Origin of the sequence: Bacteroides zhangwenhongii (assembly GCF_009193325.2) — a bacterium.
GTDB classification, from domain to species: Bacteria; Bacteroidota; Bacteroidia; order Bacteroidales; family Bacteroidaceae; genus Bacteroides; species Bacteroides zhangwenhongii.
Map to the genome: position 1 here is coordinate 4,609,755 of NZ_CP059856.1, position 13,363 is coordinate 4,623,117.

General features: G+C 44.5%; 8 protein-coding genes. All 8 read left to right on the forward strand.

The annotated features are described in order from the left end of the window. The first annotated feature begins 108 nt into the window (after positions 1-108). The 8 genes from GD630_RS18305 (at position 109) to GD630_RS18340 (ending at position 13,199) form a co-directional block, all read left to right on the forward strand. Complete coding sequence (locus tag GD630_RS18305) at positions 109-1,413, forward strand: DUF4995 domain-containing protein (RefSeq protein WP_143868593.1); 1,305 nt, start codon at positions 109-111, stop codon at positions 1,411-1,413. Positions 1,414-1,461: 48 nt separating this feature from the next. Further along, positions 1,462-3,462: a heparin-sulfate lyase HepC gene (gene hepC / locus GD630_RS18310; protein WP_143868595.1), complete on the forward strand. Its 2,001-nt coding sequence runs from the start codon at positions 1,462-1,464 to the stop codon at positions 3,460-3,462. 6 nt (positions 3,463-3,468) lie between these two features. Further along, a complete protein-coding gene (locus GD630_RS18315; protein WP_143868597.1) occupies positions 3,469-5,076 on the forward strand; it encodes a sulfatase family protein in 1,608 nt (535 codons plus the stop codon). A 16-nt stretch (positions 5,077-5,092) separates the two neighbouring features. Next, on the forward strand, positions 5,093-6,721 hold the full coding sequence (locus GD630_RS18320; RefSeq protein ID WP_007756004.1) for a PHP domain-containing protein: 1,629 nt from the start codon (positions 5,093-5,095) through the stop codon (positions 6,719-6,721). An 18-nt stretch (positions 6,722-6,739) separates the two neighbouring features. Next, the gene (locus tag GD630_RS18325; protein WP_143868599.1) at positions 6,740-7,699 is read left to right on the forward strand and encodes an ROK family protein; all 960 of its coding nucleotides are present in this window, start codon (positions 6,740-6,742) and stop codon (positions 7,697-7,699) included. 42 nt (positions 7,700-7,741) lie between these two features. Further along, positions 7,742-9,010, forward strand: a complete 1,269-nt coding sequence (locus GD630_RS18330) for a sugar MFS transporter (protein ID WP_182505655.1) — start codon at positions 7,742-7,744, stop codon at positions 9,008-9,010. Between the two features lie 2 nt (positions 9,011-9,012). Then, positions 9,013-11,631, forward strand: a complete 2,619-nt coding sequence (locus tag GD630_RS18335) for a DUF4962 domain-containing protein (protein WP_143868601.1) — start codon at positions 9,013-9,015, stop codon at positions 11,629-11,631. Positions 11,632-11,843: 212 nt separating this feature from the next. Continuing rightward, entirely contained in the window at positions 11,844-13,199 is a 1,356-nt protein-coding gene (locus GD630_RS18340) for a transposase (protein ID WP_182505656.1), read from the forward strand. Positions 13,200-13,363 lie beyond the last annotated feature (164 nt).

The following is a 13,363-nucleotide window of genomic DNA, read 5'->3' on the forward strand; positions in this document are numbered from 1 at the left end:
ATTTGAAAAGCCTTAATTAAATGCCTTTTCAACAATCCTGTAACATAAAATTAGAGCTTTCGCCTACTTTTGCATCAGTTACAAAACTTCTAAAAACAATCACTTAAAATGAATAACATGAAAAAGAAACTCGTTCTCTTTGCTTCGGTTACAATTGCGCTTGCATCGTGCCAAACAGCCCCTAAGGAAGACTACAGTTGGATAAAAAAAGGACTGGATGTAGCTTCTGCACAATTACAGCTTTCCGCAGAGGAAATTAATGGCACAGGTATGTTGCCGCGTTCTATCCGTACAGGCTACGATATGGACTTCCTTTGCCGTCAGTTAGAAAGAGACTCACTGACTTTCAAAGACTCACTTCGTGCACAACCGACTGCAGAGCAATTAGGTAAACGCCGTCTTTGTGGCGTTTATGACTGGACAAGCGGTTTCTTCCCTGGTTCTTTATGGTACGCATACGAACTGACAGGAAACGATACTCTGAAAGCACAAGCCATTCAATATACAAATCTCTTGAATCCTGTACGCTATTACAAAGGCACACACGATTTAGGCTTCATGATCAATTGCAGTTATGGCAATGCCGAACGTCTGGCCCCTAACGATACTATCGCAGCCGTGATGAAAGAAACAGCTGATAATCTTTGCGGACGTTTCAACGATTCTATCGCCGCTATCCGTTCATGGGATTTCGGAACATGGAACTTCCCGGTTATCATCGACAACATGATGAACCTCGACCTTCTGTTTAACGTAGCAAAAGCAACAGGTGACAACAAATATAAAGACATCGCCGTTAAACACGCTATGACTACTATGAACAACCACTTCCGCCCGGATTATACTTGCTGGCATGTAGTGAGCTACAACAACGACGGAACAGTAGAACGCAAACAGACTCATCAAGGCAAGAACGATGATTCTTCATGGGCACGCGGTCAGGCATGGGCTGTATATGGTTACACAGCTTGCTACCGTGAAACAAACGACACTACTTTCTTGAACTTTGCAGTGAAAGTAGCCGACATGATAATGGATCGTGTGAAGACTGACGACGCTATTCCTTATTGGGACTATGACGCTCCTGTGACAGAAGAGACTCCGCGTGATGCATCGGCCGCAGCTGTTACTGCTTCTGCATTAATCGAGTTGAGCACTATGGTTCCCGACGGACAGAAATATCTGGATTACGCAGAAAAGATTCTGAAGAGTTTGTCAAGCGATGCATACCTCGCAAAAGTTGGCGATAATCAAGGATTTATCCTATTGCACTCTGTCGGCTCATTGCCTAACGGTTCTGAGATAGACACTCCGCTAAACTATGCCGACTACTACTATCTGGAAGCATTGAAGAGATTCATGGAGTTGAAGAAGTTGAGAGTTGAGAATGGAGAGTTGAGAGTGATTCAGTAATATAAGAGTAAGAGTCCAATAGCAAATTTTAAAATCGTAAAGTATATCATGAATAAAACTTTAAAATATATCGTCCTACTGACATTTGCATGTTTCGTAGGCAAAGGTTATGCCCAAGAGTTGAAAAGCGAAGTATTTTCACTTCTCAATCTGGACTACCCGGGACTGGAAAAAGTGAAAGCACTCCATCAGGAGGGTAAAAATGAAGATGCAGCCAAAGCATTGCTTGATTACTATCGCGCACGTACAAACGTGAAAACTCCGGATATCAATCTGAACAAAATCACTATCGGTAAAGAAGAACAGAAATGGGCAGACGACGCGCTGCAACATACTTTCTTTGTACACAAAGGTTATCAACCTTCTTATAATTATGGAGAAGACATCAACTGGCAATATTGGCCGGTGAAAGATAACGAACTCCGTTGGCAGTTGCACCGTCACAAATGGTTCACTCCGATGGGTAAGGCTTACCGCATATCCGGTGATGAGAAATATGCCAAAGAATGGGCTCATCAGTATATCGACTGGATCAAAAAGAATCCGTTGGTGAAGATGGACAAGAAAGAATATGAGCTAGTAAGTGATGGCAAAATCAAAGGTGAAGTGGAAAACGTACGTTTTGCATGGCGTCCGTTGGAAGTGAGCAACCGTCTGCAAGATCAGACCTCACAATTCCAACTGTTCCTCCCCTCTCCTTCCTTCACTCCGGATTTCCTGACTGAGTTCTTGGTGAACTATCACAAACACGCTGTACATATTTTGGGCAATTACTCAGATCAAGGTAACCACTTGTTGTTTGAAGCTCAGCGTATGATTTATGCCGGTGCTTTCTTCCCTGAATTCAAGGACGCTCCGGCATGGAGAAAGAGCGGCATTGATATCCTGAACCGTGAAATTCATGTACAGGTATATGAAGATGGGGGACAATTCGAGCTTGACCCGCATTATCATCTTGCCGCAATCAATATTTTCTGTAAAGCATTGGGTATCGCAGACGCAAACGGATTCCGCAAAGAATTCCCACAAAACTATCTGGATACTATCGAAAGCATGATTATGTTCTATGCAAACATCTCTTTCCCCGACTACACAAATCCGTGTTTCAGTGACGCAAAACTGACAACAAAGAAGGAAATGGTGAAGAACTACAAATCATGGAGCAAATTGTTCCCGAAAAACCAGGCTATCAAATACTTCGCAACAGAAGGTAAAGAAGGTGCATTGCCGGATTATATGTCTAAAGGATTCTTGAAATCAGGTTTCTTCGTATTCCGCAACTCTTGGGGAACGGACGCTACTCAAATGGTGGTGAAAGCCGGTCCGAAAGCTTTCTGGCACTGCCAACCGGACAACGGTACATTCGAACTGTGGTTCAATGGCAAAAATCTGTTCCCGGATTCAGGTTCGTATGTGTATGCAGGCGAAGGTGAAGTAATGGAACAACGCAACTGGCACCGTCAGACTTGTGTTCACAATACTGTGACTCTGAACAACAAAAATCTGGATACAACTGAATCTGTAACTAAATTGTGGCAGCCGGAAGGAACAATCCAAACGCTGGTGACTGAAAACCCAAGCTACAAAAACTTGAAGCACCGCCGTTCCGTTTTCTTCGTCGACAACACATACTTTGTAATTGTAGACGAATTGGCAGGCAGCGCCAAAGGTTCCATCAACCTTCATTATCAAATGCCGAAGGGAGAAATCGCAAACAGTCGCGAAGACATGACATTCCTTACTCAGTTCGAGGATGGAAGCAACATGAAACTGCAATGTTTCGGTCCTACCGGCATGACTATGAAAAAAGAACCGGGATGGTGTTCTACAGCTTACCGCAAACGCTACAAACGTATGAATGTATCATTCAACGTGAAGAAAGACGGCGAAGAAGCTGTACGTTATATCACTGTAATCTATCCGATAAAGAAAAGCGCAGATGCCCCTAAATTTGACGCTAAATTCAAGAACAAAGCGTTCGATGAAAATGGTCTGGAAGTAGAAGTGAAAGTAAACGGAAAGAAACAGTCACTAAAATACAAAATATAGTAATTGATGAAAAAACCCTCTACCCTATTCCTCCCGTTGGCTGCATTAAGCCTTGCTTCATGCAGTGGTCAAAAGAAGGAAGAAGCCAAACAGCCGAACATCATTTTCATGATGACGGATGACCATACCACCCAGGCGATGTCATGCTATGGAGGAAATCTGATCCAGACTCCTAACATGGACCGGATTGCCAACGAAGGTATCCGTTTCGATAATTGTTATGCTGTCAATGCCCTCTCCGGCCCTTCACGTGCTTGTATCCTGACCGGTAAATTCAGTCACGAAAACGGCTTTACCGATAATGCCAGCACTTTCAACGGTGACCAGCAGACATTTCCAAAGCTTCTTCAACAAGCCGGATATCAGACTGCCATGATCGGCAAGTGGCACCTTATCAGTGAGCCGCAAGGTTTCGACCATTGGAGCATCCTTAGCGGTCAGCATGAACAAGGCGACTATTACGATCCTGACTTCTGGGAAGACGGTAAACATATCGTTGAAAAAGGATATGCAACAGACATTATCACAGATAAAGCCATCAAATTCCTCGAAGGCCGTGACAAGAGCAAACCGTTCTGCATGATGTATCATCAGAAAGCACCGCACCGCAACTGGATGCCTGCTCCCCGCTATCTGGGTATCTTCAACAATACTACCTTTCCCGAACCTGCCAACTTGTTCGACGACTACGAAGGACGTGGAAGAGCGGCTCGTGAACAGGATATGTCTATCGAACATACTTTGACTGACGACTGGGATCTCAAACTGCTGACTCGTGAAGAAATGCTGAAAGATACTACCAACCGTCTTTACAGTGTGTACAAACGTATGCCTGCCGAAGTACAGGACAAATGGGATTCTGTGTATGCACAACGTATCGCAGAATATCGTAAGGGCGACTTGAAAGGCAAAGAGTTGATCAGTTGGAAATACCAACAGTATATGCGCGATTATCTGGCTACCACATTGGCAGTGGACGAAAACATCGGTCGCCTGATGAATTATCTCGAAAAGATTGGTGAGCTGGACAATACAATTATTGTCTATACCTCCGATCAAGGTTTCTTCCTCGGTGAACATGGCTGGTTCGACAAACGCTTCATGTATGAAGAATGCCAGCGTATGCCGCTTATCATCCGTTATCCGAAGGCAATCAAAGCAGGAAGCGTAAGCAATGCGATCAGCATGAATGTTGACTTTGCCCCTACTTTCCTCGACTTTGCCGGGGTGGAAATACCATCGGATATTCAAGGTGCCTCGCTGAAACCGATATTGGTGAACGAAGGCAAAACTCCTGCCGACTGGCGAAAAGCAGCTTATTATCATTATTATGAATACCCTGCCGAGCACTCTGTAAAACGCCATTACGGTATCCGTACCCAAGATTTCAAACTGATTCATTTCTACAATGACATTGATGAATGGGAAATGTACGACATGAAAGCCGACCCCAGAGAAATGAATAATGTTTTCGGCAAACCGGAATATGCAGAAAAACAAAAGGAACTGATGCAACTTCTTGAGGAGACTCAAAAACAGTACAAAGACACCGATCCCGATGAGAAAGAGAAAGTTCTTTTCAAAGGGGATCGCCGACTAATGAAAAACAGATAAACTAATTACTAAAACCATGGATAGAAGAAAGTTCTTAAAAAACACAGGCTGGTCTTTCCTCGGATTGGCAGCTTCGGGCAGCTTATTGGGTGCTTGTGCACCGGGTAGCAAAGATGCAAAGAAAATCATGCCATCGGCAAGCGACCTCAAAATGTATTGGGGAGACTTACATAACCACTGTAACATCACATACGGACACGGCGATATGCGCGACGCTTTTGAAGCAGCAAAAGGACAATTGGATTTTGTCAGCGTCACTCCCCATGCCATGTGGCCGGATATTCCCGGAGCGGACGATCCTCGTCTGAAATGGGTAATCGATTATCATACAGGTGCTTTCAAACGTTTGCGTGAAGGTGGTTACGAGAAATATGTAGCCATGACAAACGAATACAATAAAGAAGGTGAATTCCTCGCTTTTATCGGCTACGAAGCTCACAGCATGGAACATGGTGACCATGTCGCACTGAACTATGACCTGGATGCACCGCTTGTTGAATGTACTTCCATTGAGGACTGGAAACAAAAAGCCAAAGGACATAAAGTATTTATCACTCCGCACCACATGGGTTATCAAGGTGGTTATCGTGGCTACAACTGGAAATGTTTCACCGAAGGAGATCAGACTCCGTTCGTAGAGATGTATTCCCGTCACGGTCTGGCGGAAAGTGATCAGGGAGATTATCCGTATCTGCATGATATGGGACCTCGCCAATGGGAAGGAACCATTCAATACGGTCTTGAGTTAGGGAATAAGTTCGGTATCATGGCTTCTACCGACCAGCATTCCGGTTATCCGGGAAGTTACGGAGACGGACGTATCGGAGTGCTTGCTCCATCGTTAACCCGTGATGCAATCTGGGACGCACTCCGTACCCGTCACGTATGCGCCGCAACAGGTGATAAGATTCTTATCGATTTCCGATTGAATGATGCCTTTATGGGAGATGTAGTTCGCGGAAACAGCCGTCGCATCTATGTGAATGTAACCGGTGAAAGCTGTATCGACTATGTAGATATTATAAAGAACGGTCAGATTCTGGCCCGCATGAACGGTCCGTTGACTCCGGTTGCTCCGGAAGGTGACACGGTACGTTGCAAAGTGAAGATGGATTTCGGTTGGAACCGCGAAGAACAATATGTACACTGGCAGGGTAAACTGTCTTTGGATAAAGGAAAATTGCACGGTGTAACTCCTTGCTTCCGTGGTGCGGCCTTCACTTCTCCGCAAGAAGGTGAAACAGAATTCCACACGCACGTCAACCGCATCGTTTCCGTGAACGACAAGGAAACCGAACTGGATATGTACAGCAGCAAGAATCCGAATACTACCACAGCGGCTATGCAGGCTGTAATACTTGATGTGGAAATGCCGAAAGACGGTAAGATTATCGCAGAATTCAATGGCAAGAAGTTTGAACATACATTAGGTGAACTGCTTGAAGGTTCACGTTCGCACTTTATGATCGGCTGGTTGAGCGAAGCGATCCTCTTCAACCGCGCTATGCCGGAAAGTTGCTTCACGGTAGAACATTACATGGAGGATAAAGAGCCTCAACGTGATACGGATTATTACTATGTACGCGCCCGTCAACGCGACGGACAATGGGCGTGGAGTTCACCGATCTGGGCAGAAAGAGTGTAAATCAAGTATTAAAATGATATGGAAAAAGAATACGCTATAGGAATTGACCTTGGCGGAACTTCAGTGAAATACGCCCTTATTGATAATGAAGGCGTATTTCATTTTCAAGGGAAGTTGCCGTCGAAAGCCGATGTATCGGCAGAAGCGGTCATCGGACAGTTGGTTGCCGCCATCAATGAAGTGAAGGCTTTTGCAAAAGAACAGAATTGTAAGATTAACGGTATAGGAATCGGAACACCGGGTATCGTAGATTGTACGAACCGAATCGTTCTGGGAGGTGCGGAGAACATCAAGGGATGGGAAAACCTATGTTTGGCAGACCGCATTGAAGCAGAAACCGACATTCCGGTTTTATTGGGGAATGACGCTAACCTGATGGGACTAGGTGAAACTATGTACGGGGCAGGCAAAGGGGCGACTCATGTTGTTTTCTTAACGGTAGGAACCGGTATCGGCGGTGCAGTTGTTATCGACGGTAAATTATTCAACGGTTTTGCCAATCGGGGAACGGAATTAGGGCACGTACCCTTAATTGCCGATGGAGAGCCCTGCGCTTGTGGTTCTGTCGGCTGTCTGGAGCACTATGCTTCTACTTCCGCTCTCGTACGACGTTTCAGTAAACGAATAGCAGAAGCCGGTATCTCCTATCCGGGCGAAGAGATCAACGGTGAATTAATTGTGCGTCTTTACAAACAAGGCGATAAGATTGCCACCGAATCACTGGAAGAACATTGCGATTTTCTGGGACACGGTATTGCCGGATTCATCAATACCTTCAGCCCTCAGAAGATTGTGATCGGCGGAGGCCTTTCCGAAGCCGGTGATTTTTATATCCGGAAAGTGAGTGAAAAAGCACACCGTTATGCTATCTCCGACTGTGCCGTGAATACGGAAATCATGGCTGCCGCATTAGGCAATAAGGCAGGAAGTATCGGGGCCGCTTCCCTCTTCTTTAATGGAAAGTTAAAAGTTGAATAAACTCTCGACTTCCAATTGTCAACTTTCAACTTATTCAAAATTATGAAAAGAAATATAGGAATGCTGGCGCTGATAATGGCGTTTTGGTTCACAATCTCGTTTATCACTAATATTCTGGGACCACTTATTCCGGACATCATTCACAACTTCAATTTAAGTGACCTGGCAATGGCGGGTTTTATCCCGACTTCTTTCTTTCTGGCTTATGCCATCATGTCCATTCCCGCCGGGTTACTGATCGACCGTTTCGGTGAAAAGCCGGTATTGTTCGGCGGATTCCTAATGCCGTTTATCGGAACTATTCTGTTTGCTTGTATGCATACCTATCCGATGTTGCTGGCTTCTTCCTTCATCATCGGCTTGGGGATGGCTATGCTGCAAACGGTACTGAATCCGCTTCAACGTACTGTGGGAGGGGAAGAGAACTATGCGTTCGTTGCCGAACTGGCGCAATTTATGTTTGGAATCGCTTCTTTCCTGAGTCCTTTAGTGTATACTTATCTGATTCGTGAACTTGATCCGGCAACGTACACAGCCGGAAAAGGATTCTTCATTGATTTATTGGCAGATGTCACCCCGCGGGAAATGCCTTGGGTATCGCTTTATTGGGTATTCGCCTTAATTCTGTTGGTCATGTTGATTGCCGTCAGTCTCTCCCGTTTCCCGAAAATAGAATTGAAAGAAGACGAGAAAAGCGGATCAAAGGATTCCTATCTGGCTTTATTCAAACAAAAGTATGTATGGCTGTTCTTTATGGGAATCTTCTGTTATGTCAGCACAGAGCAGGGCACTTCTATCTTTATGAGTACATTCCTCGAACAGTATCATGGAGTCAACCCTCAAACAGATGGCGCGCAAGCCGTTAGTTATTTTTGGGGATTGATGACGGCCGGTTGTCTGGTCGGAATGTTGCTGCTGAAGTTGATTGACAGCAAACGATTGTTACAGATTTCGGGAGTATTGACGATTGTGTTGTTGCTTTCCGCTTTATTCGGAAGCAAGGGAATTGCTTTGATTGCTTTCCCTGCCGTAGGATTCAGCATTTCAATGATGTACTCCATCGTGTTCTCTCTGGCCTTGAATTCCGCCTCACAACATCATGGCTCTTTTGCCGGTATTTTATGTTCCGCAATCGTAGGCGGAGCAGGCGGTCCGATGATTGTCAGCACGATAGCCGATGCTACGTCGCTAAGAACAGGTATGTTGTTTATCCTGGTCTTTGTAGGATACATCACGTTCATCGGCTTTTGGGCTCGCCCGTTGATTAACAATAAGACAGTGAAACTGAAAGAACTGTTTAAAAAAGCATGATTATGAAACAACGAAGCTATATTCTCCTTTTGTTTTCCATCCTGTTATCCGCAAACGGATATGCCCAGAAAGGTATTATGCGCCTTAGCCAACAGACATTGATGCATGAGGTACGTGAAACTCCTTCGCCACTGGACGGACAGCATATTGCAGTTAATCCGCCACGCTTCATGTGGCCGGATAAGTATCCGCATCTCGGCGCCGTACTCGACGGTGTGGAAGAAGAGGATTTCAAACCGGAAGTAACTTATCGTATCCGCATCGCACGTGATCCGGAGTTTAAGTCGGAAGTTATCACTGCCGAAAGGAAATGGGCATTCTTCAATCCTTTCAAATTATTCGGGAAAGGAAAATGGTATTGGCAGCACGCATACGTTGACAAAGACGGTAAGGAGGAATGGTCGCCTGTTTACCATTTCTATGTAGACGAGCAGACGCGTACTTTCAACCCGCCTTCACTGCAAGAAGTATTGGCTAAATTTCCAAAGACTCATCCCCGTATTCTGCTCGATGCGAACGACTGGGATAACATCATCGAACGGAATAAGAACAACCCGGAAGCACAGGCGTATATCACAAAGGCCAATAAATGTTTGAATCACCCGCTGAAACATCTGGAAGAGGAAATTGATACGACACAGGTTGTGAAACTGACGAACATCGTGCAATACCGTTCTGCACTGATTCGGGAAAGCCGGAAGATTGTAGACCGTGAAGAAGCGAACATTGAAGCAATGGTACGCGCTTATCTGCTGACTAAAGATGAGGTGTATTATAAGGAAGGTATCAAACGCCTTTCTGAAATTCTCTCATGGAAAAACAGCAAGTATTTTGCAGGAGATTTCAACCGCTCCACGATTTTGTCGATGAGTACTTCGGCATACGATGCATGGTATAATCTGATGAAACCGGAAGAAAAAAAGCTGCTCTTGAGAACGATCCGCGATAATGGCAAGAAGTTCTATCATGAGTATGTCAATCATCTGGAAAACCGTATTGCCGACAATCATGTCTGGCAAATGACTTTCCGTATTCTAAATATGGCAGCTTTCGCTACGTACGGCGAACTTCCGATAGCTTCTACTTGGGTGGATTATTGTTACAATGAATGGGTATCTCGCCTGCCGGGACTTAATACGGACGGGGGATGGCATAATGGCGATTCTTATTTCCATGTCAATCTCCGCACGTTGATCGAAGTGCCTGCTTTCTACTCTCGTATCAGTGGATTCGATTTCTTTGCCGACCCGTGGTATAACAACAATGCACTTTATGTCATCTATCAGCAACCGCCATTCTCCAAATCTGCCGGACAGGGGAATTCTCATGAGACAAAGATGAAGCCGAACGGTACACGTGTGGGCTACGCAGATGCACTGGCACGTGAATGTAATAATCCGTGGGCGGCAGCTTATGCACGTACGATATTGGAAAAAGAACCGGACATCATGAAGAAAACATTCTTAGGTAAATCCGGCGACTTGACTTGGTACCGCTGTACTACTAAAAAATCATTGCCGAAAGAGGAACGTTCATTGGCTGAGCTCCCTATGACAAAAGTATTCAACGAAACGGGAATAGCAACGATGCATACTTCATTGGGAGATATAGGTAAGAATGCCATGCTTTCATTCCGTTCGAGTCCTTACGGTTCCACTTCTCATGCACTGGCTAATCAGAATGCTTTCAACACGTTCTATGGTGGGAAGGCTATTTTCTACAGTAGCGGTCATCGTACCGGTTTTACGGATGATCATTGCATGTACGCCTACCGCAATACACGTGCGCACAATAGTATTCTGGTCAATGGCATGACGCAGAAGATAGGTACGGAAGGATACGGCTGGATTCCACGTTGGTATGAAGGGGAAAAGATTTCCTATATGGTGGGTGATGCGTCCAATGCGTACGGAAAAGTCACTGCTCCCATTTGGCTGAAACGCGGTGAGCTATCGGGTACTCAATATACTCCGGAAAAAGGATGGGATGAGAACAAACTGGATATGTTCCGCCGTCATATCATCCAATTAGGCAATAGTGGCGTATATGTGATTTATGACGAACTGGAGGGTAAAGAGGCTGTAACATGGAGTTATCTTTTGCATACGGTAGAACTTCCTATGGAAATGAAAGAACTTCCGAACGAAGTGCAAGTTACGGGCAAGAATAAGGCAGGCGGAGTTTCTGTAGCTCACCTCTTCAGTTCGGCTAAGACAGAACAGGCTATTGCAGATACTTTCTTCTGTGCTCCGACAAACTGGAAAAATGTAACGAACGCACAAGGGAAAACTCTGAAATATCCTAATCACTGGCATTTCTCTTCTACAACCGTTCCATGCAAGGTTGCCCGTTTCTTAACGGTTATGGATACTCATGGAAATAATCGCCCGGATATGAAAGTAGTCCGTAACGGTAATACCGTTCAAGTCGGAGATTGGGTTATCAACTGCAATCTGACTGAGAAAGGAAAAGCCGCTATCACCGTCACCAACAAATCTGAAAAGGCTTCTTTGAACTATGATGCAGGTAAAAAGGAAGGTGCAACAATTGTAACCGATCAGATAAAAGGCAAACAGATCAGTAAAGTACTGACGGATTATTTGCCGGACTTTGAGATATAAACTTATAGTATTCAAATGAAAACAGGGGGGCTTTGCCCTCCTGTTTCCATCTTTCCTTCTTCCTAACGTTCATTAATTTAGGGATATTCCTAAAATAATAAAATTAAAGGCAACTACTTCATTGCGAATTAGTTGCCTTTTTTGTATCTTTAAGCACTCCCCCCAAAAAACGGTTTGACGGCCAAAACGGGGGTAATTAAATATAAAAACACATGGTAAAGATACAAAAAATTTCAGAAATCGAACCTAGTTTAGGTTTTACCGAGTTCGATATACTAAAAAAATATCGTCAAAGTTTTGCAACGAGTGAATTAGGTCGGCTCCATTCTCTGTTTCCTTTCTCGGCACTGGCCCGCCAAATGCATTTGAAGTCTTCCACTTTGGGGCGTAAAAGTTATTTTTCTCCCGAAGGTAAAATAGCCTTGATGGTCTTGAAGTCCTATACCAACTTCTCCGATTCACAACTGATCGAACATTTAAACGGTAATATTCATTACCAGATATTCTGTGGTGTTCAGATTGATCCTCTTCATCCACTGACCAATTCAAAAATCGTCAGTGCAATCCGTCAGGAACAGGCGGAACATCTTGATATTGAGTCCCTCCAGCTTATTCTGGCTGAGCACTGGAAACCTTACCTTGAAAACCTTCATGTCTGTATGACCGATGCCACCTGTTATGAAAGTCATCTGCGCTTTCCTACCGATGTCAAACTCTTATGGGAAGGTATTGTATGGCTTCACCGTCATCTGTGCAAACATTGCCGTACATTGCACATACAACGTCCCCGTAACAAGTATCTTGATGTAAGCCGCGCCTACCTTGCTTATAGCAAACTTCGTAAACGCAGGAAATCACAGACCCGTATGATTAAACGCAGGTTACTTCAGTTGTTGGAAAAGTTACTTGAGCAGCTGAAGCTGCTTCATTCATCCTACAGGGACAGGCTTACACTATCCTCCGATTACCAAAGACGTTTCTCGGTCATACAGAGGGTCCTTGAGCAAGGGAAGTATTTATTTGCAGGTGAAAAAGTGTCCGACCGTATTGTGAGTATCGACCGGCATTACCTTCGTCCCATTATCAGAGGCAAGGAAACCAAATCCGTTGAATTCGGCGCCAAAGTCAACAATATACAGATAGATGGGATCTCCTTCATAGAACATATCTCCTTTAAGGCTTTCAACGAAGGAATACGTTTGAAGGACTGTATTCGTCTGCAACAACTGACCGGGGTTAGAGTGAAGGCGCTGGCAGCGGATTCAATCTATGCTAATAATGCCAACCGGAAATTTTGTACAAGATATCACATCAGTACTTCCTTTAAGCGTAAGGGCAGAGCGGCCAAAGACGAGCCGCTTCGTAAGATCTTACGGTCGGAACTCGGCCGTGAAAGAGCCACCCGCCTGGAAGGAAGCTTTGGAACACAGAAACAACATTACTCACTGGCCAGGATAAAAGCCAGAAACAGGAAAACGGAAATGCTTTGGATTTTCTTTGGAATACATACGGCCAATGCGGTATGTATGATAGAAAAGGTTGAAAAGAAAATAAGAAAGGCTGCATAATCTGACTAAAATGAGAGGTAAACAGGAGAGGTTTTAACTTCCCCTAAAAAAGACATGTACATAATGCAAGGTTGGAAGAGAAAACATAAGAATATGTAAATAATATTCTATAAAAAAGGATGAAGGAATGGGGAGTTGACAGAAAAAATTAAGAGAAAAGCTCA